Here is a 24,975-nt window from a genome sequence, read left to right as displayed (position 1 = left end):
GTGCCGCCGGAGAGAAGAAATGGCTCTTCCTCAACATGACAGCAGAGCACTTCACGACTGAAGGTGACGTCAAACGAGGCGAACGAACGATGACTTCCGGGAGCATCAGGTCTCGGTACGATGTCCTGGCAACCCGCCGCCTGGGCTTCGGCCTTTGCGATGATTGTACCAGGCAGCGTGCACGGTTTTCAGGTCACCATGGGTCGCTCGCGTGCGCTGCACTGTGTCTTCGGAGCCAAGGCGTCAGCACGTTCGCATCGCACAAGAACGCTTAACTTTCGTAAGCGACCTGCGTGTACGAGCGATCCTTTTCATCTTATCGGTACGTTTCCCCACAAATCGCCGAAACATACGCAAAAAGAGCCCGGCGCGGGAAGCGACACCGCCGCTTCACGAACGAAACAGGCCCGCGGAGTGGAAGATGAAGGCCGACCTGCAGGAGTGAGGTGCAGTGATGCGATTGCTTACGCAAGCTGGTTCCTGTCTCCGGTATTGGAGAAGAGGCCCGTCGCATGTGGTCGGCAGCACCCATCGTTGGCCTGCAACACCGCTTGAGCGCGAAATAATTTGTGGAGTCGATAACAGCGACTCGCTCCTGCGCACGCTCAAGTGCAGTTACTGACACAACAGGAAAGTCGGAGGAGGTGCAGGAGCGCGCAGAACTCGAGAAATGGGCCGTCGGTTAGGTGGGGAAAGCGCAGCGCCACGTGGCGAGCGACTGGCCATCTTCTGACCGCATCGAATGGTCAGCGGACAGAATGCGGATCGGGCAAGTTCGAGTGCACGCTACGTCAACGCTACTTGGTGGTCGTCGCCTTCTGCGAATCATCACCTGTCTGTGCTGCACCAATCGGAGGTACAGCATCGTTCATTGACGGCAGCGGCTCCTTGGGAGTTGCAGCGGCAGCAACGTCGGCCGGTTGCGCGGCGTCGGCCTTCAGGTAATTGTCCACCAGCGCAAAGAAACGCTGATAGAACACGCCGGCGGGAATCGTCTCACTCGCGACCTTTACCATCGAATCATCGCTTGAGCCAATCGGCAGCGACAGGGATCCGAACACGCTCAGCCCAACGCTGGCCGAAGTGTTGCTCTTCTTCAGCGCATAGCGATCCTGCGCCGCGTTCACGTACGCGGTACTGCTGTTGCTTTTGAGGCCGTCGGTCATGCATACCACGTGGATTTCGATCACCGCGTGCGAATCGTTGTCAGGCTGAAAATTTTTCGAGCCATCCACCGAATCGGGCTTCGTCGAACTGGCGATGTACCTCTGACTGAGCAACGCACGCCGCGCGGCTTCGCATGCGGGCTCTGTTTTCGCGGCGAATCTATGCATATAAGGGCTGTCGCTCGCGTCAAACTGTTCTTGCTGGTAGAGCGGCTTTGGTGTCGAGCAAGCAGATATTTCCTGCGACGATAAGGTTGTCACATGACAACCAATGTCGCGACGTATTGACAGCGCGCGCTCCCGCCCGGATTGCCGACCACAGGCCGCTGACCGATGCCCGCAATTTTGTATCGGGAAGGACTCACGTGAAGTCGTACGGCCGCACGCGTGCACACCGATCGGACTGGCTAATGCCGGATCCTCGCTCTGCGAAGGCGTCAGTGTCGTCCGACGAATTGGGATTCGCTACCGTGCAGGAAGACGGCACGGACGGCGCGAGTACATCGTCGAAGGCGCGTTGCACGCGCCATTGACGTATTGACATGTTCGCATTCGGCGGCTCTCGTCCTGGTTCGCTCTCGTCCGTGCGCGGGTATTGTCTGACATGAACTCGCCATGTCGGGGTTGACGCTGCTCCCCCGCTGCCTGATATTGGACTCGCGGTTCGATTTGGTCCCGTCGTCGCAATGAACGCTATGTTGCATATCGAATCGAGCGCTATCTGTGCCCGTCGCATCGGCCACTTTTTCAGGAGATTTTGACGTGGGTGATCAAACCGCACATGGCCCGATTTTTCCGGCAACCTGCGCGCGATGCGGCGGCAGGGTATCGGGGACGGTTTCTTTCTGTCCCCACTGCGGCGTACCTGCTCGGCTTGCGTTCGGCGATCGTGCGCCGAAGAAGAAACCTCGTGTCGCAGCGACGCGCGCAGCGTCCGTGCGTGCCAACATTTTGCGTGACCGGCGGCTGTGGCCGTGGCGGTCGACACCTTTTTTCCAGTTGGCAGATACCGATCATAGCTATGGCGGCGCTCGTCCGCCAATGCGCAGCGGTGCCGGTCGTCGGGGCCTAAAAACGGGCGCGGTGCTGATGTTGCCGGCAGTCGTCGTGCTTTTCGGCGGAGCGGTACTTTTGCACCGGTCTGTCGATTCCGACACGCGCGATCAGCGGGCGAGATCGAGTATCGTGCAAGGCACCGTGACGTCGGATGACATGGATCGTCATAACCCGGCCTCGACCATCGCACAGGGTCCGACCACCGCCCAAGGCTCGGAGGCGACGGGAGGCTCGATCACTCCGCAAAATCCTGCAACGGAGGAAAGGCCGACAATAACGACCGCTGTGCCGCCCACGACTGGCGCTTCGTCGGTGACGCCTGCTATGACTGCTTCTACCGCGGCGTCGCGACCGTCTCAGGCATCATTCTCTGCTTCGCAAAACGAAGAAACATCATCACAGTACGCGAGGTCAAATGACCGGGGATATGGAGGCAGACATCACAGGCTGATCTCGCTTGCGCTTGCGCGAGCGCACGACGGTCTCGAGAAAAACGACTTGCGTACGGCCCGATCAGGGGTCTATTGGGCGCTTTCTCTGCAGCCGGACAATCGCGATGCACTCCTGATGAAAATGGAGCTGGTCTCGCGGGAAAGGGCTCGTGATGCGGCATTGAAGGCGGCACGCAGTTGCGCCGGAGAGGAACGGCGGCAGTGCGTTTGGCAAAACGCCAGTAATGCGCTGTCAATCGATTCGAGCAGCACCGGAGCGAAGGCGCTCGTCGAGCACTCGAACGTTGATTCCGGCAAGACCGGACCGTGAAGCCGCCGGGCTTCACCCCGGTGCAGCCCGATGCTATCAACTAGCAACGATACACACTGCGCCGCGAACCTTCCTGAGCCAAGTCGTCTTATCCTCTAGTCCTAGCGAACGTCAGTCCGCCGCTCTTGGTAAGGATTGCTGTACGCACCTGCCCGCTCGCTCCAACACACGCTAACAGGTGTGGGCGAGGGCGGGCGTCCAACAGTCCTTAAGACAAACAGTCATTTCCCTTGGTTGAGGCTGATGCCGCCAACGTGATGCGGGTCGAAGGAACGTCTACGGTTGACGTAACGCGCAAACGCTGCGACCTCAGTCTTCGAACTCGCCCGCTTCCAGAGCGTCGGCGAAATCCGTGAGCCAGGTGGCGAAGTGATCGGTGTCGTAGATCGCCGTCTTGCCGTTGGTGAGCCGCGTTACCGAGATCTTCCGGATCGCGCCTTTCCTGCCGTCCGCCGGATCGTCATCATTGTCCGTGATCTCGAATTCCCGCAGATCGAGTCCCCGGCTCGCAAGCACGGCTTTGACGTCTTCCTGTTCGTCCCACGAAAATTCGGTGAGGTTACGGACTGCCATGCGGTCTCCTCGGCGCGGTGAGCAAAATCATCCTGGCACGGATGGCATCTCGAAACAGAGCCCCTTTTTGCCGCTGCCAGAGTCACTTCCGCGGCGCTGCTACTTTTCCCGCGTCGGGCGCCGCAGCCGTTTGCCGGGGGATTCTGCCATACGTCCTGCCGTTTGTCTCGCCGTACTTCCTTTGGGCAGCACGAGCTGCGTGTCTTTATGAGTGAGGACAGGGCCGTCATCCGCAGCTACTGTCGATTATGCGACAGTTCCGTCACCAGTTCACACGTGGGCGGGGCGGCATGAGGCAGGCGCGGACTTGGGTCACGCCGGAGACGATCGACGCGTCGAACAATCTCCTGATTACCTGCCCTTGGCCGCTGCGGCAGTTTTTCTGGCGCCAGTAGCCACGTTCCGGACGTGGAGGTCGCCGTAGTGGCAGCGGCTCCTTGCGCCTTCGCTGTCATATGTTCAGAAATCAGTTCTGTCTGAAACCGATTGATAGTGTCGTGCGAGCATACGACGCTCGCCTTCCGCACCTGTTCGTGAATCTGCCGCAACGTCATGCCGTCTGGGCGTTTCGGTTGGTCGGAGTCCGCAGCAGGATCGAGATCAGGATCGTTTGTCATGGACGTTCGCGCTTTTTCGAGGACGCGACTCGATCCTGATACAGATGCGTGGTTGCGGCAAGCATGTGGGCGCGGCGTAGTTGAACAGGCGGGCAGTGCGCGCAGTATCCCTGAAGACCGGTTCCAATGAACTTGGGGCGATCCCGCCGGGCGCTTCCACGCGACGACGAGCGAGCGGCATCGGTCGCGGTCATCTGCGGCCTGCCGTCTCTGTGAGCGTCGGCGCTGGAAAGCGGCAGCCGTAGTCCCGCGATCATCGGTTGCCAATCGGGCGTCGAATCTGCCTTGAAGTGTCAGTAGATTCGGCGTCTAATCGACCGGAGGCCCGGTGAAGTCGAGAGGCGATATGCGCTGCGCGGATTGCGGTTTCGAAAATACCGCTGGGGCCAATTTCTGTGAACAGTGCGGAACCAGGCTGGCACGAATCTGCTCGCGGTGCGGCCATGAGCTGAGCGCGACCGCGCGCTTTTGCAGCGCATGCGGCGCGGCCGTTGGCGACGGGCTTCAGGCATCGTCCAAAGCCCCCATTCATTACACGCCGCCCCATTTGGCCGAGCGCATTCGCGCCGAGCAGGCCGCAATCGAAGCCCAGCAAGGAACGGCGGTCGAACGCAAGACAATCACAGCCCTTTTTGCCGACATGGCCGGATCGACTGCGTTGATCCATAAACGGGACCCGGAAGATGCCCATCGTCTGATCGCTCCCGTCATCGCACTGATGATGGAGGCCGTCCATTATTACGAGGGTTTCGTGGCGAAGTCACTGGGCGACGGCATCCTCGCACTCTTCGGTGCCCCTATCGCGCACGAGGATCATCCTCAGCGGGCGCTTTACGCGGCGCTGCGCATGCAGGACGCGATGCGCCATCATGCTGACCGGGTCCGTCTGCAGGAAGGTATTCCGCTGCAAATTCGCGTGGGCATCCACACGGGCGAGGTCGTGGTCCGCTCGATCCGCAAGGACGACCTGCGTACGGATTATGATCCCGTCGGACACACAATCCACATCGCCTCGCGAATGCAGACGATCGCCGCGCTCTCTTCCATACTTGTCAGCGAATCGACGCACAAGCTGACCGTGGGGTATTTCGAGTTCAAGGCACTGGGCGCCACCCAGATCAAAGGCATTCAGGAGCCGCTGGAGGTATACGAACTGCTCGGTCTTGGCGCGTTGCGAACCCGCCTGCAGGTGGCGGCACATCGTGGCCTGGCCCGGTTCGTGGGCCGAGAGACGGAACTGGAGCGGCTGCACGGCGCTCTCGGACAGGCGACGGCGGGGCACGGGCAAATCGTCGGTGTGGTGGGCGAGGCCGGCGTCGGGAAGTCGCGTCTGTTCCATGAGTTCAAGGTGCGCTCGCGGCGCGGCTGCCTGGTACTGGAAACGTTCTCCGTGTCGCATGGCAAGGCCTTTCCCTATTTGCCCCTGATCGAGCTCTTGAGGAACTACTTCCAGATCACCGCGCAGGACGACGAGCGACGGTGCCGTGAGAAAGTCACTGGACGCGTATTGACGCTCGAACGCGGCCTCGAAGACCTTGTGCCGTACGTGCTTTATCTGCTGGGCATCGGTGAGCCGGATTCGGCGGTCGCGACCATGGACGCCCAAATCAGGCGAGACCGAACGTTCGAAGCGATCAGGCGGTTGCTGGAGCGGGAGAGCCTGAACCAGCCGGTTCAACTGCTATTCGAGGATTTGCAATGGCTGGACAGCGAGACGGAAGCTTTCCTTGCGTTCCTGATCGACCGCGTGGCGAGTGCCCAGATCATCCTGCTCGTGAACTTTCGGCCCGATTATCGCCCTGGCTGGAGTAGCAGCGACAACTATTGCCAGGTGAGGCTCGACTCACTCGGGCCGGCCGAAGCGCAAGATCTGCTCAGCGTACTTCTGGGCGATGAACCCGGCCTCATGCCGCTGAAGCAACGCATCCTCGAAAAGACTGAAGGCAACCCATTCTTCATGGAAGAGGTGGTCCAGACCCTGGTCGAGGAAGGCGCGCTGCTCGGCGAGTCCGGCCATTACCGCATAGCGAAGACGCCGGCTGCGCTGCACATCCCGACTACCGTGCATGGTGTGCTGGCCGCACGGATGGATCGGCTGCCCATCGCGGAGAAGACGTTGCTGCAACACCTGGCGATCGTCGGCAAGGAGTTTGCCTGGAGTTTGATCCGGCAGATCGTCGAGCAAACGGAAGACGAGTTGCGCCGCCTGCTATCTCGTCTGGAGGCGGCGGAGTTCATCTACGAGCGACCGGCCTTCCCGGAAATCGAATACACGTTCAAGCATGCGCTGACGCAGGAGGTCGCCGCCAGCTCGCTGCTCTCTGAGCAACGCAGTCTGTTGCACGAGCGCACTGCGCAGGCCATCGAGGCACTCTATGCCGGCCGGCTCAACGAGTATTGCAGCGAGCTGGCACACCACTACAGCCTCAGCAGCAATTCGCAAAAAGCCGTCGAGTACCTGCACCGCGCGGGGCAGCAGGCCTTGGAGCGTTCGGCCAGTCTCGAAGCGATGCGGCACCTCCGCACGGCCCTGGCGTTGCTTGAACGCTTGCCCGACACGCCCGAACGCGCCCGTCAGGAACTGACACTACGGCTGTCGCTCGGTCCCGCGTTGATGGCGGCGCGCGGTTATGCTTCGCCGGAAGTGGAAGCAACGTATACGCGTGCGCTGGCGCTGTGCGAACAGATTGGTGATAGCTCGCAGCTCTTTCCCGTGCAGTTCGGCCTGCGGACGTACTATTCATTGCGCGCGGATTACGCGACTGCGCGGGAGCTAGGCGAGCGGCTACTGCGGGTCGCGTGCAATGCGCACGATCCGGATTTGTTGGTCGAGGCGCATAGTGCACTTGGATCGAGTTCGTTCTTTCAGGGCGACTTCGTCGCTGCGCGTGAGCACCAGGAGCAACTGCGCGCGCGCTACGTCCCCGAACAGCATCATGCTCATGCCTTTGTCTACGGCATGGATCCGGGGGTGCGCACGTTGAGCATCGCTGCCTGGACCCAGTGGTATCTGGGCTATCCCGATCAGGCCATTGAGCGAAGCCGGGAGGCCCTTTCCCTTGCCCACAAGAGCTCTCACCCGTTCAGCCTGGCGTTCGCGCTTATGGCCGCGGCCATGCTGCGGCTGATCCGGCAGGAACCACAACTGGCGCAGGAATGCGCCGAGGCTACTATCACGCTCTCGACCGAACAGGGTTTTCCGTACTACCTGGCTTGGGGAACGATCCTCCGCGGCTCGTCGCTGATCGAGCAGGATGACGCGGATGAAGGCATCGGACAGATGACTCAAGGACTCGCGGCGTACCTGGCTACGGGCGCTGAGCTCTCGCACTCTTATTTTCTGGCTCTGCGTGCCGCAGCCTGCGGGCGCATCGGGCGAGTTTCCGAGGGACTTGGCGCGCTGTCCGACGCGCTGACCATAGTCGACAAGACAGGGGAGCATTTTCACGAAGCGGAACTGCATCGGCTCAAGGGGGAATTGCTCCTTGCGCATCCGACCGATCGAACGCGCGAATCCACGGACCAGCAACAAGCGGAAGCATGCTTTCAGAAGGCAATCGCGATCGCGGCCGACCAAAGCGCGACGTCGCTGCAGCTGCGCGCAACTGTGAGCCTGGCTCGCCTGTGGCGAAAGCAGGGCAGGACAGCCGCAGCGGGGCGGATGCTGAACCGGGTGTGCGACGTCTTCACTGAAGGTGCCGACACCGCCGACTTGCGGCAAGCGAGGGTGTTGCTCGGTGAAATGGCGGAGGAGGCAGGTGCCTTGCAATGGGACCAAGGGGCAGGTAGCTAGCAAGGGTGGGCGTCTGCGACCGTCCCCCGCCTGACGCCTTCCGGTTGAAACAGATCGCCTTCGACATGCCGTTCTTGCCGCCGCAGTTACGCCCGGTTCAGGACCATATCGGCGTCCTTCGGGATGCCAACGATTACTTCATACGGACGCAGCACGCCTCCGCTCAATGCTTCTGGTATGTCCCGAGAAGGTGCGCCTCTGCAATCACGTGCCCTTTCATTGCTTTTTCCAATGCGGACTTGCGGGGCGTGCCGAGATCTGGCAGCGTGGCATCGAGCGCATACAGCTTGAAGAAGTAACGATGACGACCGATGGGCGGGCAGGGGCCTCCGTACGTCGCTCGCTTCCAGTCGTTGGCGCCCGCGAGCGTGCCAGGCGGTACCTGGACTCCGGCCGCGCTTTCTGCAAGACCGCCGGTCGGCGGCGGAATATTGTAGAGAACCCAGTGCACCCAGACTGTTTTCGGCGCGGCCGGATCGGGGGCATCGGGATCGTCGACGATCAGGACGAGGCTCTTCGCGTTCGCGGGCACATCGGACCATACAAGTGGGGGCGAAAAATCTCCGCCCTGGCACGTATGACGCCTGGGGATTTCATCGCCGTGTTGAAAGGCTGGGGACGTCAGGTTCATGGTCATGGGAACTCCATGCGGACGGTCGTAAGCGCCGGTGCGGGCGAGGTCAACGGATTCGCACGTCTGTGACGGATCGGATCTTCCCGTCTGCCGGAAATTTCATGATATACGACGGGATCAGGTGCCGTCGCAAGCGCTGTTCGCCCGTCATGACCGGAAGATGCCTCCGTCTCTTACGGGCCGACACCTGGCACTGCGAAGCGTGGTCGTGAGCCCCAGCCGGGCAGCAAGATCCCGGCCGTTGCGGAACTGCCGGGCATCACCCGCGGAGGCGACCATAGCGGTGGCCGTTGATCGGACCGATACCCTGTACCCCGGCGATTCGCTTGCAGAGCGCCGAATGCTTAGTGAACGCCTGGATCGAAACCTCGATCAGATGAAATGCGGTCCTCAATCGTCTTCAGGTGCCTGAAAGGGTCCCGAATCCGTCATGAACTGACGATCGGCCTCGCTGTACAGCCAAAGCTGCCGAACGCTTCGACGCCTTACCCGGCGAGTCGCGGGGCAATATAAGCGCCGTAGTCAGGTCCGACACCGGTAGCCGATGCAGGAATTCGGTAGCCGCCAACGAAATGCCCTTGAATATACTTCTGGTTGCCGCCAACTGCCTGATCTATATGGAACGCCGCGAACGCCACGATCGGCACGTACGATTTGATGTCGATCTGCGTTGCGACAGGCATGACTACTGTCACGTTCGATGGCACTGAGTCGTACAGGGTGGTTTTCGCGCCGGGCTCGATCCAGATGCTATCGCCGATGCTTAGCGGGGATGGGTTGCCATTTGCCATGAGCGCGCGGATGGTCGGCACGTTGTTCGCGTTGGTGAGAAACGACGTCCATTGCCCTGCGTAGCATGAACCCCCATCCATTTGACCATTCAGGATGTTCAGTTCATAGGGCTGGCCCGAATTCGGGTCAATCAAAGGTTGATTCGTCTGTGCGTTCCAGTACTGATCAAACAGACACCGGTTCAACACCACGGGAAACAGGCCGCCCGCGCCGACCGTGCCAGGCGCCGACGCGACCGCGACTGCCGTCGCACTGCCCGGTGTGCTAAGGAGCTTGAGTACCCATCCGAGCAACAGGTCGATCGCGCCGCCATTCACGTTTGCGGCGCGCGTCACCATCACCTGCACAGCGGGTACATCGTCAGTGCCGGGCGTGATCGTCGTCGGCTGCAGGCCAGCGGGACTGCCGGACAGGTTCCAGTAGCCGGACAGGACTGTGGCCGTCGTGAGCGTATGTCCGTCAGAGCGATTCAGCGCCACTCCACTGCCTGCTGCGGTTTGTGCCTGCTGCCAGGCAGGACCGCCGTTGCCCCCTGACATCAGCGCCGATGCGCCAGAAAGCGCGGCGGCGTCTGCCGCGTTCTGGAGTTCGTTGCGCGCGACGCTAACGCGTGCGAGGTCGACTGCGAATGCGCCGAAACTCAGCAACACGACAAGGAACAGCAGAAAGAACATGGCGATCGATCCGCGCTGCCGTTTCATCTCACGGGTTGTCGTGGTTCGTCGGAGGTGTGCGGGATGGTACATGGGCCAGTCTCACTCGTAGTTCATTACGGTGGTGGCTGACAGCGTGACCGGGCCAGTCAGCGAAGCAAAAGCTGAACCGAGCACGAGCCCCCGATACTGATAGGTCACGGTGACTTGCAACGGGCTCCCGGGAGATGTGCCATTCGACTGATCCACGGTGACGGTCGGCGCCGTGGCTGTACCGCCCGTAACGAGATTACGCTGTGCATAGTTCAACGCGACATTGCTGATCTGACTGACCGTGAACTGGGGAATCCGCACGACCACGCCGGCGCGCGCGGCTTCCCGGCTCGCGTTGGTAATAACCGCCTTGTCACACAGCAGCAGGCTCACGTCGACGATGCCGAACAACACAAGCATCAGGAACGGAAACACCAGCACAAACTCGAGCGCGATCGAACCGCGTTCGCCGCCGCTCGATGCGCGACGGGCACCCGGTGTGCCGCGCGGCGGATAGGGGCAGGACGTGGTGCGGCTCATCGGGGTACGTCATGAATGGAGGCCGGCCCGCCTGCCGCTACCGCCTTGGCGTTCGCGTCGCTCGCGTGAGAAGCGCTTCCGGCAAATCTGTCGCGCAGCGACTGATAGAAGCGGAGATTGTCGTCCGCCGAAGACGGCGGCAGGTCGACCAGCAGGATCTGTTTCGCCGCTTCCGCATTGCCAAGCAAGCCGTACGCGAGCGCGAGGTTCTGTCGCGCCTGCAGCGGTGCATTCGGCAAGCCCGCGACATCGAGCAGCGTGTTCGCGGCCTCTCGCGGCTTGTTCTCGAGGATCAGGGACAACCCGAGGTTGATTCGCAATCCCTGTACATCCGGATGGGTCGCGAGCGACCTGCGGTAGATAGCCTGCGCTTCCGCGTGATGTCCTTCGAGGTCGAGCACGGTCCCCAGGCCCTCGCACACCAAGGGATCGTCAGGCTGGGCTGCGACGAGCCCCCGGTATAGCGCCGCTGCATCGTCGAGACGGCGCTGCTTCAAGGCGACGCGCGCAAGGCCGAGTTGCGTCGCCGCCTGGCCGGGCATTTGCTGTGCGGCGCGCTGATAGAGGGTCCGGGCGCGTTCGAGGTCGCCGCTCAGATACATTGCGTCGCCAAGGCCCAATTGAGCTTCCGCCGAGTTCGGATTGGCCGCGAGCGCTTTCTCGAACAGTGTACCTGCGAGCTCGATATCGCCTGCCCGGAGTGCGCTCTCGGCCACATGCAGATCGGTTGTCCCGTTCGTGGTTGCCGACGACGAGATGGGACGCGGGTTGAAGCTGCCGCCGCTCGCGCATCCGGCGAGCAGGGCGCTGGCGAGCGGCAACGCGAGAGCAAGGGAGCGCAGCAACGCTGGAAGAGGTTTCATTTGAACACCGCTATCAGGCGAATTACAGCAGGACCGGCAGCGATCAGGCCGACGGTTGGCAGGATGAAGAACATCATTGGCATCGTCATTTTGGTCGCGAGTTTTGCGGCCTTTTCTTCCAGCGCCATCATCTGCGCGGTCCGTTCGGCGCGCGACAGCATGCGCAGCGACTGCGTGATCGGTGTGCCGTACTGCTGTGACTGGATCAGCGTCGCTACAAGCGCGCGCACGGACGGCAGACCGATGCGCTCGGCGAGATGGCGCAACGCGACCGCGCTGTCACTGCCGATCTGCAACTCATCGCCTGTCACCGTGAACTCGTCGGCGAGCGGCGGACAGATTGTGCGCAGTTCGCGCGCGACCCGCTTCACGCCGACCGTGAGGCTGTTGCCCGCGTTCGTGCAAATCACAAGCAGATCAAGCGCGTCGGGCAGATACGATGAAATGATCCGTTGCCTGCGGCCGCCCAAAGAGTCGAGCGCAATCTCCGGCAGGATCATGCCAACGATAAATGCCGCCCCCATCATCAGCACGCGGAACACGAAGTACTCGCCGATCCGCGGCACGTAGGGCCCGACGCCGATCGCAGCGAACGCAAAGAGCGCACCGGCGAGGAGCTTTAGCCCGATCATCATCGATATGGCACGCCGCTCGCGAAATCCAGCTCGCACTAGCTGCTCGCGCAGCTTGTTACGCTGCGCCTGGCCGCCTACGGGCACGCGTTCGCCAAGCGATGCAAAGTTCTTCAGAAGGCGTTGCCACAGGTCGGCGACCTGCTCCTCCTTCCGCGAAAGCTGCTGCGGCTTTGCACGCAGCACGGTGCGGCGCGTGCGATGGGCAATACGTCGTCGTGTGCCGCGCGGCCACACCAACGTGAGCAGGAGTCCGCCGCACAGCAGCAGCACTAGCGCGAGATCGCGGGCGACAGGCGAATCGATAGGGTTCATCGCGAAGTATCCAGCTTTGAGATCTTCTGGATCAACGAAAGACCGACGACGAGCAGCACGGCGGCGAGCATCAGCATCTTGTGGCCCGCGCGAGTATGGAAGAGCAGGTCCACGTACGGCCGGTTGATCACATACAGGAAGCCCGTGATCGCGAAAGGCACCGAGGCGATGATCTTGCTTGCGATGCGCCCCTCGGCGGTCAACGCGCGTGTCTTCAGGCGAATGTCCCGGCGGGTGCGGATGATGGTCGAGAGGTTCTCGAGCGTTTCTCCGAGATTGCCTCCTGTCTCGCGCTGCAGGAGCAGGCACACCGCAAAGAAGGAAAAGTCGGCGATCTGCACGCGTGCGACAGCCTTGTCGAGTACCTCGTTCAGATCTGCGCCGAGTCGCAGGCTGTCGCCCATCGTACGGAAAGTCGAGCGAACGGGTTCATCGGCTTCCTGCCCGGCCGTGCTGATCGCCTGTACGGCCGGGATGCCGGCACGCACGGCGCGGATGATAAGGTCGAGCGTATCCGGAAACACCAGCAGAAACTCTGCACGAAAGCGCGCAATCAGAAACCGGTACGTGAGCCTTGTCATGCCCAGCGGAAGTGCGGCATAGACCAACGGATGCGTCCACCATGGCAGCGGTGCAAACCATACGATGACGAATGCAGCAATGCCGCCCACGAGTCCGCCTGCGCACACAATGCGCATGCCGCTCGCGCCGCTCACGGTCCTGATGCGCTGAACGCGCTGCTGAAACCAGCGCTGCACGGCGCTATAGTCTTTTGTTCGCTCGAAGAGCGCGCCGCCTGCATCTACGGGTACGGTTGCCTGACGTGCAGCGCGCAGGCGGTCAACTTGCCTCATGCGTTCCTGAATGCGCCGCCGCGGCTGGCGGCGTAGCAGATCGCGCAGCGACGACATGATCAGTCCCGCGACCACGATCGCGAAGAACGCGCCAACAGCGACGACGTCTGCGGGAGTCATGGACGCATCGCCTCCATCAGCGCCTGCTCAAGTCCGTAGTAGGCGGCGCGTGTCGCGAACACGGGCCGCAGCGACGACGACTCGAACGTGCCTTTCACGTCTTCCTGATAGGCGCTGGCATCGTAGCGGAACGCAAACAGGTCTTGCGTAATGATCACGTCGCCCTCCATCCCGGCCACCTCCGTTACGCGCGTGACGCGGCGCACGCCATCGCGCATGCGCTCGACTTGCAGGATCAGGTGGACTGCACTGGCGATCTGACGCCGTATCGCGGTGAGTGGCAGGTTCCCGTTGGCCATCATCACCATGCTTTCGAGCCGTGTGATTGCATCGCGCGGCGTGTTGGCGTGAATCGTGGTCATCGAACCGTCGTGTCCCGTGTTCATCGCCTGCAGGACGTCGAACGCTTCCGGGCCGCGGGTTTCACCGAGGATGATGCGATCGGGCCGCATTCGCAGCGCGTTGCGCACGAGATCGCGCTGGGTCACCGCACCCAGTCCCTCGCTGTTTTCAGGCCGTGTCTCGAGACTCACCACGTGCGGCTGCTGCAATTGCAACTCCGCCGCGTCCTCTATCGTTACGACGCGTTCGTGCTCGTCGATGTGATGCGACAGGGCGTTGAGCAGCGTAGTCTTGCCCGAGCCAGTTCCGCCCGAGATGATGATGTTGAGGCGGCAAGAGCTGGCCACCTTCAGCATCCGCACCATCTCCTGCGAGATGTTGCCCTGCTGGGCCATGCGCGCGAGCGTGATATTGCGCCGTGCAAACTTGCGGATCGAGATTGACGCACCCCGCAACGCGATGGGCGGCAATACCACGTTGACGCGACTGCCGTCGGCAAGCCGCGCGTCGACCATCGGGCTGCTTTCATCGACGCGCCGTCCTACGGCTGCCGCGATCCGTTGCGCGACGTTGATCACATGTGCGTTGTCACGGAACTTGAGCGGGGTCAGCTCAAGCCGGCCACGCCTTTCCGCATAGACCTGATCCGGACCGTTGACGAGAATGTCGGTGACGGCATCGTCGGCGAGCAGCGGCTCAATCGGGCCAACACCGAACATGTCGTTCACGATTTCTCCCACGATCAGCGCCTGCTCGGCCACCGTCACGTTCAGCTGCTCGCGCGTCACCACATCAGTGGCTATTTCCTCGATCGCGGCGCTCACCTGCTCGCGCGTCTTCATCAACGCCGCGGACATGTTCATCGATGCAAACACCACCGTGCGGATCTTGCGGAAATTCTCCGAGCGGATGAGCGCCTCGTAACCTTCAGCGGGCGTTCGTTGCGGCGCGCCCATCGGTGCTGCGGGCTCGACTGCCCCGGCATCGGCGTGCGACAGCGCTTGCGGCACGTGTTTCTTTACGCCGAACATCAGCCAATCCTCCGCAGCTTAAGAAGCCTCGTGTGCCATGGAAGCGATGCTGCGGACTCTCGTCCAGTCAGGCAGTTGGCGAGGCGCTCGATGGCGGCCGCAAACCCCTCGCGCCCCGTGCGAGCGCCGATCGGTTCGCCCAGGTTTTCCGCGCGGGCAAGTGACTTCGGCTCGTGGGGCAGCTCATGCACCACGGCGCGCCCAAGTGCGCGCTTGAAATCCTGCGGATGGACGCGATCAGCAACCGGCTCGAGTGGGTTGTTCAGCAGCACGGAAATCTCTGGTTCGCCCTTGTGTTCCTCTGCGAAACGGATAAGCCGGGCGCACTCGCGGGCTGCGTACACAGAACGGTCGGCGACGATACAGGCATTCTGCGAGACATCGAGGATTTCCTCGAGGCTGCGCCCGTTGCGCCGGGGCAGGTCGAGCAGCACGTAGTGAAAGCGCCGCTTGAGCACATTGACGAGGTTGGCGAGTGCGCCAGGGCGCAGGGCGATTTCGGCCTCGTACGCGAGCTCGGAGGCGAGCACAAAAAGTCGGTCATCGGCCGCGATCAAGGCACGATCGAGCGCTGGCGAATCGATGGCGCCCGGATCCTGCAACAGTTCGGTCAGGCCGGTGCCGGTGCGTAGACCAAGCATCGTACCGGCGGCACCGCCGTGCAGGTCGAGATCGACATACACAACCTGTCTGAGCGTTTCTGCAGAGAGATGACGTGCAAGGGAAACGGCGATAGTTGTCGTGCCCACGCCGCCTCGAGCACCGACAAAGCCGATGACCTTGCCTGTGCGCGCCGGCGCCGACGGATCGCGGGCGGAGAGGGCGCGCCGCAGGAATTCGACCGTGATCGGCTTGACGACATAGTCCTGCACGCCGACTTCAAGCAGACTGCGATAAAGGCCGACATCGTTGCGCTCGCCGATCACCACGACCGAAACTGACGGAGCGCACGCGTCGGCGAGCCGCGCGAGGTCGGACAGCGGCATCTCCGAGCCGGACACATCGACGAGCAGTTGCCGCGGCGGACGGATGAGAGTGCGCAGCAGATGGATCGCGTCGTCGATCGTGCCAGTCTGGGCATGGGCGTTCGCGATGGCCTGATCGATGATCAGGCTCTTCATGGCATCGATGCTGGTTGCGTCTGAGAAGACCGCGAGCAAGTCCACCGGCTCAGACGCGGTGATCGTGGGACGGAACAGGTTGAGTGCGCTCATGGACGTGGGAGCCAGTCAGTGTGTCAGTTGCATCGTGGTCGAGGTGGCGTTGGGCGGCTTCACGCGTCCTTCGTCGAAGCGGCGTACCGCGCTTGCAGCCGTTGTCGCGTCGGCTCCCGCATAGGGCAACGGTTCGACGAGGTCGGCGGGCCGGGCCAGCATCACGGCGAGATTGGTATAGGTTGCACAACCGAACGCCACCCCTGGGCGCCCGAAGCCCGCATCGATCAGATGCGACGGCTGGGCGAGCGTGGCGCAGTCCGGTGCGAGCGCTTTGTACCCGTCGAAGCCGATCACCGAGGCATCGGGCAACCCGATGGGCGGAGTGGCCGACATGCATGCACTCAATGCAAGCGGCGGCGCGACAAGGGAGAGGAGGGTCGTCAGACGAAAAAGCATCGCATGTTCTCCTGGCAGTTCCGTCAGTAGATGAATCCTGCGGCGCCGACAAGCCGCGGCACAGTGCCCGACAGCGGGTCGAGCCCGAGCTTGCTCTGCAGTACATACTCGATGTCGCTGCTCGGCCGCACCAGGGAGTCGATCGGCTGGCGCAGGCGCCCCGGGTCGGCCGGCTGCACGACATACGGCGTCACGATGACGACTACCTCGGACTTGTTGTTCAGGTAATTCTTCGACGAGAAGAGCTTGCCGAGTATTGGAAGCCTGCCAAGACCCGGCAACTCGGCGAGCACGTCGCTTGTCTTGCTTTGCAGCAGTCCGCCGATAGCGAAGCTTTGTCCGCTCGACAGTTCGACTGTCGTTTCAACGCGGCGCACCGTCAGCGCCGGCACCTTGATGGAGTCGATCGTCACGCTGTTGGCGGGATCGATTTCGCTCACTTCGGGGCGCACCTTCAGGCTGATGCGGTTGTCGGCCAGCACCGTGGGAGTGAAGTCGAGAGAAACGCCGTAAGCCTTGAATTCGACCGTAATCGAATTGTTCTGGCTTTGCGCAACCGGAATTGGAAATTCGCCGCCGGCGAGAAAGCTCGCGGTTTCACCCGATATCGCAGTGAGATTCGGTTCCGCAAGCATCGTGATGAGGCCTTCCTGGTCGAGCGCATCGAGTACGCCGTCGATCGCCCATTTGCCCACGTTGTATCCGCCAAGGATGGAGAAAGCGCCGGTCGGCAAGAGCGTCGTGGCCGCTGCGGCCCGGCCGTTAATGAGGCCGCCGACGAAGTTCCCGCTCTGGCCGAGTGCGTTCCAGTTGATGCCCAATTGCTGCGTCACGCTGCGGTCGACTTCTGTGATGCGCACGCGCAGGTGGACCTGGATGGGCCGCGACAGCGTGAGCCGGTTGACGAGCCTCTCCTTGTCGTGCAGATATGGGGTGAGGGACTGCATGACGGCGTCGGCAGACGCCGCGTCCGGCACGCGTCCGTCCACCATCAGCGAACCCGGCGCTCCCGTCACGCTCAGGTGCAAGCGGGGGAAGCGGGCGTCGAGCATGCGCTGGATCGAATCCGTATCGGCGCTCACTACGACGGTCTCGCGCAGGATCGTGCGATTGTTCGCACCAAGCGCGAACAAGGTTGTGGTACCGGCCTTCTTGCCGAGCACGAAGACGGTCTGCGGGGTAGGCACGTGCACGTCCGCGACGTCAGGGTCGGCGACGAACACAGCGACGGCTGCTTCCGGCAGGCGCAGCATTTCGCCCGCGCCGGCCGCGACGGCCAGCGTCGCGTTGGCGCTTTCAGCGTGCGCGCTGTGGGCCGCTGCCATCGCCAGTGCGAATCCCGCGATCAGACCGGCCCTCACTGCCGAATAGACACGATGCAACATGACTTCTTCCAGTCAGACTCCGACGCCTCGCTTCGCGAGCCGAAGGATCAGGGTTGTGCGTTGCGCTGCTCGCGCAGCGGGCTCTGTTCCGCCACCGTCGCGGGCGCGGACGGTGGCAACGGCGGCAAGCCAGGGACGCCGGTGTTGACGATGGGACGTATGTCTCCCGCCGCGTCCGACACTTTGGATCCGCGGTAGACGATCACGGGATGTGGAACCGTCGGCACAGGCTCCGCTTTACCGCGCGCCGCTACTCGCACGGGCAACAGCGCGCGGGAGACATCGCCGGCCCACACTGGCGGCGTTTGAGGCAGCGTTTCGACGCCGGTAGCGGGCGGATTGCGATCGCTTGTTGCGAAGCTACGGAGCGCGAGCGAGAGCGAACCGAGGTGGCTTGCAACAGCCACCACCTGCGCGGTATGCGGCGTTACTTCGAACGTGACCGTTCGTGCACGCGTATTTGCGTCGGTGGTATCCGCTTTCGGTCGCTGGAAGATCGAGCCGACCGCGAGTACGCGGACGCGGTTCACCACGGTCTCGCTTTCCACAGAGCGCGGGTCGTTCTGGTGCTCGCCGCCGGACCCGTCGAGTTGACGCGTGAGCAGCACGTCCACGTAATCGCCGGGTTGGATCAATCCTGCATTGCCGGAGACGTCGTCGATTGCAACCGAGATTGCACGCATGCCCGGCAGTAATGCGGCAGCAAGAAAGCCGGGGGCATCGGGGGCAATGACATCAGCCTTGCCAAGCGGCGCGCCGGCTTTTACAGCATGACGCAGCACGTCACCCTTGAGATCCGGTACGAGTGCATCATCCTTTTCACCTTTGACGAGCGCCCCTTGTGGAACCTGCTTGTGCGGCATTTCTTTCCACGTCAGATCACTGTCGCGTAACAGCATGCCCTCTGGCAGATCAGCCGCAGCCACCCGCACGTGGTCCATGACGGGCGGGCGCGCGGGGCCCGGTTGCGATGCGGCCACGAAGAGCGCTCGGAACACTACTGCGCCGATTGCCGCGAATAGCATCAGGATGGCGAGCTTCAGGATGCGGGGCATGGTGTGAGACGGCCGGATGATTAAAGGCGGTTCAGTACCGGCAGCCAGATGGCGGCAATGCCACCGACAGCGAGCGCAACACCGTAGGGCACGCCGTGCTGTACCACGTGCTGCGTGGACTGCGGCGAGTCCGCTGTTTTACGATGGCGGTACGAATGAATTGCGAGCGCCGCGATGCCCAAAAACAGTCCGCAGCAGGACACGATGAAGAAGACCGGCCATGCATAAGCTGGCCCCGTCCATAGAAAGACGGCAGCAGCAAGCTTGACGTCGCCGCCGCCCATCCAGCCGAACCGAAATAACAGTGCAAAGGCCAGGAAGGCGATCATCGCAGTAGCGACGTGCGCTGCGAGCGAAAAGAGACTGACTCCCTCGGCGTCGACACCGTAGAGACAGGCGACCAGCAATACGGCGCGCGTGGGCAAATGGCGGGAGCGCATGTCGCTGAGAGCCAGCGATGCCAACACGAGACAGGCTGCGGATTTTGCGGCGTACTGCATCGAGTGCTTTTCCGTGATGTCCTGCTGTGCGAGCAAGGCGCCCGGCTCCCTTGCGGGAAGCCGGGTTTTCCCTGCTGCGGCACAGACTGGAGACAGCGATTAGCCGTTCTGGGCGTTCGTCACTTTCGTGATCATGTTCGAGAACAGCGTTGGCAGACCGCCGGGGCCGCTGAAGACGGCGCCGGCCGCCACGACCGCGATGACAACGATGCCTGCGAGCACTGAGTATTCGAGTGCGCTAACGCCGCGTTCGTCGCGCGACAGAGACTTGAAGAATTGCAGCATGGAGGACTCCGTGTGGGAAAACATATATGGATACCAAAATAGCGGGGTCGCATCCTTCGCGCGACGCCGTGCTCTTCAGCATCGTTGTCGAATGTCTGGGCTGTCCGTCATGCGAGCATTTCGAGTACAAATTGCGAACCCGTCGCAAACGTTTGCATGGCAGGTCTTGCAGTAACAGTTTCCAGAACCCTTCGCACCGTCATCATAGGAGAGAGGCAGACCCGTTAAATTGCGGAAATGAGGCTGAAATTCCCTCTAATTCAGCCCCGTTACTTGCCTTAAGGATTGCTTAAGCTTATTCGGAGCCGAGATGTCAGCGAAGCTTTCGTGACATACAAGTAGTCGGTGTAATTGCTCACGCCATGACATATTCGTCCCGACCCGATATTGTGCCAACAGATCCGAAATCTACCGCGCGTGCTTCAAGGCGCGACCACAATCGGTTCTCTAGAACATCGCGGGCTGTGAGAATGCGACGCATAATGAAAATTGCTCTAACAGATCTGAGGGATTTGCTGAACTAACAGGCAGGCATGATTCCGTGCCCGCTGCTCTCATCGTCGCGCATAGGGACTCCGATCTTGCGAACTGCAAGTGGGCTGGAGGTACTGATCAGCAGGATTTCGCCGAAGTCCTTGTCGAGTGTGGGGAGATGATCTCTCGGAAATAGCACGGCTTTGCCCGCGCCAGCAGTCCTCATAGGTCACTGATCGGTCTCGTCGTACAGGGCGCAAGGCTTGCAAATAGGATGGCTAAATATATGCGCAAGGAAAATCTGGGTCGAAAATTTTCACATGCTGTGTGCCTGGATTCACTGCTGATACGGATGACCGCTGCGAACGCTCATCCCGCGGAGTCACCGAAGGGCACGGTTCATTTCTTCCCATCCCTGCCGTTATACAGGCATGGAAAAGAGAACGTCCCTCCAGATCCTCCAGCAGGCTCATAGTGCCGCGCTAGAGATGACTACCGCTCGCACCGATCTATCGGTTCGCAACCAGGAGATCCTGTACGACACGGTCTTTTTGGGTTTGCTCGAGGACAGTGTTCGCATCATGAGCACCGAGGAGCTGCTGGACGTTCTGGCAACGTGACCGCCTCGCGCGACCGGGATACATCCGGCAAGGCACTTGACGCGAATGCCGCCTGTGATGCCTTGGGCGCAGGTGCCACCATGTTCTCGGGCGTATTCGCGCGTCCGGTGAAGAGCTGTGCTCGACTTCGCCGATCGCTGCCGTCGGTCGCGCTGACAACTTCCCGCTGATGGTGGGTGACGATGCTGCCGCGCGCGCAATGAATCGTCGTGTGACGATACTGCCGCGCGCGCAATGAATCGTCGTGTGACGATACTCGTGCAATATTGACGCGAAAGAATTTCGGATCTGTTTCGTGCGCTTACAGTTCGCAGATCGAGACCAGGTGGCCAACCGAAATCGACAATGACTGTCGGCCATGTCGAGGAAAGTCGACTTGACAACGATAAGCGCGACGTGTGACCCAGCGATGTGACAGTCAGAATCGGCGCTAGCGTTGAATGTTGCGCCTGACGCCCATGCAGTTCACACAGGCACATCAAGCGAAGCAGCCGGAAATCTCTGGTTCTAAACAGGACTGGTACCGGGTCACGGTTAGTGGCGAAGCCGTGCCTGAATGGTTGTTGCTTGCGCGAGTTGCCGGTCTGCAGTGCAGATTCAACCGGTAGATGCAACACACCAAGAGACTGAATGAACAGCAGGATCAACCGTGCCCGGCTCATCTTCGGCCATCATCCGGCTGCGTCAAATCGACATCAGTTCTTCGCGCCCAGTTTCGCTCTGATTCATTTTGTCCATGCACCATCAGATCAGCGCAATTTCATTGGCTCAATGGACAAGGAACCGTTGGGTCCATGAGGCCAGTCGCGTCGCAGATTCGGCGCGTGCCGGGATCGCTCATTGTGTTCCTTCGGTCGATGCGGAATTGACGCCCTGAGACGCGACGTATGCCGCTTCTGTCGTATCCGGCATGCCAGCGACATGGGCACTTTTCACTCCTCCGCACTCGCACCGGTCAACGCGCGAACACGGCTTTCATCGGCGGCAAGGTCGCGTGAACTGCCTGCATAGACGATGCCGCCATCGTCGAGCACGTAAGCATGATCGGCGATCTCAAGCCCCATGTGCGCGTTCTGCTCGACAAGCAGAACCGAAATCCCTTCGTCGCGCATCTGCGACACGACGCGAAACACCTCGCGCACGATCAGCGGAGCCAGGCCCTGAGAGGGTTCATCGAGAATCAGCAACTGGGGATTGAGCAGCAGCGCGCGGGCAATTGACAGCATCTCCTGTTCGCCGCCGGAAAGCTGACGTCCGCGGCTTTCCTTGCGTTCGGCAAGCCGTGGAAACAGCTCGTAAATTCGCGCGATCGTCCAAGGCCCGCTGCGCGCAAGCGGCACGCGCAGATTTTCTTCGACACTGAGATTGGCGAAGATTCTTCGTCCTTCGGGAACATAGCCCACGCCGTTCGCGGCGATCCGGAAAGTCGGCCAGCGCGTCGTATCCGCGCCGAAGATCGTCACGCGCCCCTGGCGTGCGGGTGTCAGACCCATAAGGGTGCGCAGCGTCGTGGTCTTGCCCGCGCCGTTGCGGCCAAGCAATGCTGTGATCCGACCTTCCTCGACCGCAAGGCTTACGCCGTGCAGGATGTGGCTCTTGCCGTAGTAGGTGTGAAGTTCCTCGGCGGTGAGCGCTGCGTTCATGTCACATCACCCAGGTACGCCGCCTGCACGGCCTCGTTCGCCACGATCTCCGCTGGCGCGCCCTCGGCGAGGAGCGTGCCCCGGTCAAGCACCGTGATCCGGTCGGCCAGATGGAACACCACGCGCATGTCGTGCTCGATCAGCACGATTGTGAATTTGCCGCCGCTGCGCAGACGGCGAATGAGCTGCGTAATCTCATTGGTCTCTTCGTCGCCCATGCCGGCGGTGGGTTCGTCGAGCAGCAGCAGACGAGGCCGCAAGGCCAGCGCCATGGCGATTTCTGCAACGCGCTGGTCGCCGTGCGAAAGCTCGCCGGTCAGCCGGTCGCGTTTCCCGGCTAGCCCGGTGAGTTCCAGCGTTTCTTCGACACGCTCGCGCACCCGTGCTTTTTCGGTGCGTCCGACCCACGGCCGCAAGCGGAATCCAGCCGTAACCTCCGCGCTGATGCGAACGTTTTCGAACACCGTGAGTGCCGGAAAGATCTCGGTAATCTGGAACGTGCGGGCGATGCCCGTCGCGACGCGCCGATGCGCCGGGAAGGCAGTGATGTCCTGCCCGTCGAACACGATTGTTCCTGTGGTCGGCGGGAAAAAGCCGCTGATGAGATTGAAGAAGGTGGTCTTGCCGGCGCCGTTTGGTCCGATGATGGCGCGCAACTCGCCTTCGTCGACGGCGAGCGAGACATCGCGTACGGCAGTGAGGCTGCCGAAGCGCTTGCTCACGCGCGCCACTTCGAGAACGCTCATGAATCGCTCCTGCGCCGGATAAAGCCGAGCAGACCCCGCGGGAAGAACAGCACGATCGCGATGAACAGCATGCCGACGAACGACATCCAGTTGACTGTGATACTCGACAGATAGTCCTGCAGCACGACGAATACCGCCGCGCCGAGAAGCGGTCCCCACAGGCTGCGCATGCCGCCCATCACCGCCATCATCACGAAGTCGCCGGACTGGCTGAAATGCAGTCCGCGAGGATCGGCGAAATTGTTCAGAAGGGCATAGAGCGCACCGGCAAACCCCATGAAAAGGCAGGAGAGCGTGAAAGCGATCCAGATATGAAAGTCGACGGGAATGCCCAGATAGCGCGCGCGCCGTTCATTTTCGCGGATTGCGATCATCGTGTGCCCGAACGGCGAGCGCAGGATGAAACCCATCAGACCGACGGCCAGCGCGAGGCAAAACAGGACAAAGTAATAGAACGCATCGGCATTCGACAGGATGTCGATGGTTGCGAAGCCGAGGTGAAGCGGCATGCGCGTGAACCCGCGCAAGCCGTCATCGCCGCCCGTCAACGAGCTCCATTGGAATGCGATGTAGTAAAAGACCTGTCCGAAGGCGATGGTGACCATCGCGAAGTACACGCCTCGCCGCCTTACGCAAAACGCACCGAGCAGCGCACCGGCGATCCCGCCGAGCAGCGTTCCGCACAGAAGAGCGAGCGGCGTGCTCGGCGCAAGGAATTTCAGCGCGAGGCCAGCGCCATACGCACCCAGCCCGAAATACGCGGCATGACCGAAGGACAACACGCCGGTGAAGCCGAGCAGAAAATTCACTGACATCGCGGCGAGACCGAGCACGAGCACGCGTGTGCCGAGCGCGGTATAGCCGCCGAGCGACGGCATCCAGTACGGAGCCAGCAGCAACACGGCCCAGATCGCCGCGAGCGTCAGCAGCCTGCGGTGCCTCGGCTGTCGCGCTTCGCTCATGTCAGCATGCCCTCCTCGCCGAGCAGGCCGTGTGGGCGCAGCAGCAGCACGATGGCCATCAGCACGTAGATGATCGCTTCGCTTGCTGCGGGCAGGAACACAGCGGTGATGCCGGAGGCGACGCCGATCAGCAAGCCGCCGAGCAGCGTGCCCGTGAGGCTGCCAACTCCGCCGACGATGATCGCTATGAAGCTCGGCATCAGGAGCCCCGTTCCCATCGTCGGCTCCAGACCAAGCTGGCCGGCGGCGAGCACCCCGCTCAGACCCGCGAGAAAGGCGCCGAGGGCGAAATTGAACGAACGCAGCCTGCCCACGTTGATGCCGAGTGCCGCCACTGTTTCGAGGTCGAGGGTGCCGGCGCGGATACGGATGCCGAGCCGGCTATAGCGCAGCAGGATGAAAAGCAGCGCCACTGTCACCGCCACCGTGGCGACCATGAAGAGGCGATAGCCGGTGATGAAGAAGAACGTGTTGCTCAGAGGCTGGGCTAGCACAGACGGAATGGTCACCGGTTTGCCTTGCGCGCCCCAGATGAAACGGGTGCCGTCCTCGAAGATAAACGCAAGACCGAACGTCAGGAGCAGGCTGTAGAGCGGGTCGCGCCCGTAGACTCGCCGGATGAGCACCCGTTCAAGGACGTAGCCGATCAGCGCCGTGCCCGGCGGTGCGATCAGCAGCGCGCCCCAGAACCCTACGTAGGGCGTGATCGTATAGGCAAAGTATCCGCCAGCGACAAGGAAGCCGCCGTGAGCGAAGTTGATGACATTGCTCAGGTTGAGAATGAGCGACAACCCGAGAGCCATCAGCACGTAAAACGCGCCGATGATCAGCCCGTTGGTGACGTTGAAGAGCAGCAGTTGAGTCATCGCTCACCATTCTTGTTATGGCACCTGTGCTTCGCTCGACGGTTGGTGCC

General features: G+C 61.8%; 22 protein-coding genes and 2 pseudogenes. 4 read left to right on the top strand and 20 right to left on the bottom strand.

Features of this window, described 5'->3' with window-relative positions; all coding sequences use genetic code 11:
* Nucleotides 1-875 precede the first annotated feature (875 nt).
* A pseudogene (locus BN2476_RS04875) lies at nt 876-1,457 on the bottom strand (DUF2242 domain-containing protein); the annotation flags it as partial.
* A gap of 471 nt (nt 1,458-1,928) precedes the next feature.
* Here BN2476_RS04875 and BN2476_RS45330 point away from each other — a divergent pair.
* The gene (locus tag BN2476_RS45330) at nt 1,929-2,984 is read left to right on the top strand and encodes a hypothetical protein (protein ID WP_143810899.1); all 1,056 of its coding nucleotides are present in this window, start codon (nt 1,929-1,931) and stop codon (nt 2,982-2,984) included.
* A 309-nt stretch (nt 2,985-3,293) separates the two neighbouring features.
* Here BN2476_RS45330 and BN2476_RS04865 read toward each other — a convergent pair whose 3' ends face one another.
* Entirely contained in the window at nt 3,294-3,557 is a 264-nt protein-coding gene (locus tag BN2476_RS04865) for a hypothetical protein (protein ID WP_087733033.1), read from the bottom strand.
* Between the two features lie 963 nt (nt 3,558-4,520).
* Between BN2476_RS04865 and BN2476_RS04855 the strand changes: the two genes are divergently transcribed.
* Nucleotides 4,521-7,967 (top strand): ATP-binding protein, encoded by a 3,447-nt coding sequence (locus tag BN2476_RS04855; RefSeq protein ID WP_087733031.1) that lies wholly within the window; start codon nt 4,521-4,523, stop codon nt 7,965-7,967.
* Nucleotides 7,968-8,130: 163 nt separating this feature from the next.
* On the opposite strand, the gene BN2476_RS04850 is transcribed toward BN2476_RS04855, so the two are convergent.
* From BN2476_RS04850 to BN2476_RS04790, 14 genes and pseudogenes are all read right to left on the bottom strand, one after another.
* Complete coding sequence (locus BN2476_RS04850; protein ID WP_087733030.1) at nt 8,131-8,604, bottom strand: YbhB/YbcL family Raf kinase inhibitor-like protein; 474 nt, start codon at nt 8,602-8,604, stop codon at nt 8,131-8,133.
* A 207-nt stretch (nt 8,605-8,811) separates the two neighbouring features.
* Nucleotides 8,812-8,911 (bottom strand): annotated as a pseudogene (locus BN2476_RS47960) (transposase); the annotation flags it as partial.
* A gap of 175 nt (nt 8,912-9,086) precedes the next feature.
* Nucleotides 9,087-10,094 (bottom strand): pilus assembly protein TadG-related protein, encoded by a 1,008-nt coding sequence (locus BN2476_RS04845; RefSeq protein ID WP_087733029.1) that lies wholly within the window; start codon nt 10,092-10,094, stop codon nt 9,087-9,089.
* A 54-nt stretch (nt 10,095-10,148) separates the two neighbouring features.
* Complete coding sequence (locus BN2476_RS04840) at nt 10,149-10,619, bottom strand: TadE/TadG family type IV pilus assembly protein (RefSeq protein ID WP_087733028.1); 471 nt, start codon at nt 10,617-10,619, stop codon at nt 10,149-10,151.
* Complete coding sequence (locus BN2476_RS04835; protein WP_087733027.1) at nt 10,616-11,482, bottom strand: tetratricopeptide repeat protein; 867 nt, start codon at nt 11,480-11,482, stop codon at nt 10,616-10,618. Before BN2476_RS04835 ends, BN2476_RS04840 begins: the two co-directional genes overlap by 4 nt.
* Nucleotides 11,479-12,429, bottom strand: coding sequence for a type II secretion system F family protein (locus BN2476_RS04830; protein WP_087733026.1), 951 nt, complete (start codon nt 12,427-12,429; stop codon nt 11,479-11,481). The genes BN2476_RS04835 and BN2476_RS04830 overlap by 4 nt, the downstream gene beginning before the upstream one ends.
* Complete coding sequence (locus tag BN2476_RS04825; RefSeq protein WP_087733025.1) at nt 12,426-13,403, bottom strand: type II secretion system F family protein; 978 nt, start codon at nt 13,401-13,403, stop codon at nt 12,426-12,428. Before BN2476_RS04825 ends, BN2476_RS04830 begins: the two co-directional genes overlap by 4 nt.
* Nucleotides 13,400-14,776: a TadA family conjugal transfer-associated ATPase gene (locus BN2476_RS04820; RefSeq protein ID WP_087733024.1), complete on the bottom strand. Its 1,377-nt coding sequence runs from the start codon at nt 14,774-14,776 to the stop codon at nt 13,400-13,402. The genes BN2476_RS04825 and BN2476_RS04820 overlap by 4 nt, the downstream gene beginning before the upstream one ends.
* Entirely contained in the window at nt 14,776-15,990 is a 1,215-nt protein-coding gene (locus BN2476_RS04815; protein WP_087733023.1) for a CpaE/TadZ family protein, read from the bottom strand. The genes BN2476_RS04820 and BN2476_RS04815 overlap by 1 nt, the downstream gene beginning before the upstream one ends.
* A gap of 15 nt (nt 15,991-16,005) precedes the next feature.
* A complete protein-coding gene (locus tag BN2476_RS04810; protein WP_087733022.1) occupies nt 16,006-16,389 on the bottom strand; it encodes a CpaD family pilus assembly lipoprotein in 384 nt (127 codons plus the stop codon).
* 23 nt (nt 16,390-16,412) lie between these two features.
* Entirely contained in the window at nt 16,413-17,774 is a 1,362-nt protein-coding gene (locus BN2476_RS04805; RefSeq protein ID WP_087733021.1) for a type II and III secretion system protein family protein, read from the bottom strand.
* Between the two features lie 47 nt (nt 17,775-17,821).
* The gene (cpaB, locus tag BN2476_RS04800) at nt 17,822-18,829 is read right to left on the bottom strand and encodes a Flp pilus assembly protein CpaB (protein ID WP_087733020.1); all 1,008 of its coding nucleotides are present in this window, start codon (nt 18,827-18,829) and stop codon (nt 17,822-17,824) included.
* Between the two features lie 20 nt (nt 18,830-18,849).
* Complete coding sequence (locus tag BN2476_RS04795; protein WP_087733182.1) at nt 18,850-19,329, bottom strand: A24 family peptidase; 480 nt, start codon at nt 19,327-19,329, stop codon at nt 18,850-18,852.
* 99 nt (nt 19,330-19,428) lie between these two features.
* Nucleotides 19,429-19,614, bottom strand: a complete 186-nt coding sequence (locus BN2476_RS04790; protein ID WP_087733019.1) for a Flp family type IVb pilin — start codon at nt 19,612-19,614, stop codon at nt 19,429-19,431.
* 905 nt (nt 19,615-20,519) lie between these two features.
* On the opposite strand from BN2476_RS04790, the gene BN2476_RS04780 reads away from it, so the two are divergent.
* Together BN2476_RS04780 and BN2476_RS46370 are read left to right on the top strand one after the other, a co-directional pair.
* Nucleotides 20,520-20,708: a hypothetical protein gene (locus tag BN2476_RS04780; protein WP_087733017.1), complete on the top strand. Its 189-nt coding sequence runs from the start codon at nt 20,520-20,522 to the stop codon at nt 20,706-20,708.
* 630 nt (nt 20,709-21,338) lie between these two features.
* Entirely contained in the window at nt 21,339-21,506 is a 168-nt protein-coding gene (locus BN2476_RS46370; protein ID WP_160111671.1) for a hypothetical protein, read from the top strand.
* Between the two features lie 134 nt (nt 21,507-21,640).
* On the opposite strand, the gene BN2476_RS04775 is transcribed toward BN2476_RS46370, so the two are convergent.
* Genes BN2476_RS04775 through BN2476_RS04760 form a run of 4 tightly spaced genes read right to left on the bottom strand, consistent with a single transcriptional unit; the run spans nt 21,641 to nt 24,925 of the window.
* Nucleotides 21,641-22,351 (bottom strand): ABC transporter ATP-binding protein, encoded by a 711-nt coding sequence (locus BN2476_RS04775; protein ID WP_087733016.1) that lies wholly within the window; start codon nt 22,349-22,351, stop codon nt 21,641-21,643.
* Complete coding sequence (locus BN2476_RS04770) at nt 22,348-23,097, bottom strand: ABC transporter ATP-binding protein (RefSeq protein ID WP_087733015.1); 750 nt, start codon at nt 23,095-23,097, stop codon at nt 22,348-22,350. Before BN2476_RS04770 ends, BN2476_RS04775 begins: the two co-directional genes overlap by 4 nt.
* On the bottom strand, nt 23,094-24,059 hold the full coding sequence (locus tag BN2476_RS04765; protein ID WP_087733014.1) for a branched-chain amino acid ABC transporter permease: 966 nt from the start codon (nt 24,057-24,059) through the stop codon (nt 23,094-23,096). The genes BN2476_RS04770 and BN2476_RS04765 overlap by 4 nt, the downstream gene beginning before the upstream one ends.
* Complete coding sequence (locus tag BN2476_RS04760; RefSeq protein ID WP_087733013.1) at nt 24,056-24,925, bottom strand: branched-chain amino acid ABC transporter permease; 870 nt, start codon at nt 24,923-24,925, stop codon at nt 24,056-24,058. The genes BN2476_RS04765 and BN2476_RS04760 overlap by 4 nt, the downstream gene beginning before the upstream one ends.
* Nucleotides 24,926-24,975 lie beyond the last annotated feature (50 nt).

Origin of the sequence: Paraburkholderia piptadeniae (assembly GCF_900007165.1) — a bacterium.
GTDB classification, from domain to species: domain Bacteria; phylum Pseudomonadota; class Gammaproteobacteria; order Burkholderiales; family Burkholderiaceae; genus Paraburkholderia; species Paraburkholderia piptadeniae.
Note: the sequence above shows the minus strand (reverse complement) of the source record. Positions and strands in the feature narration are given on the sequence as shown.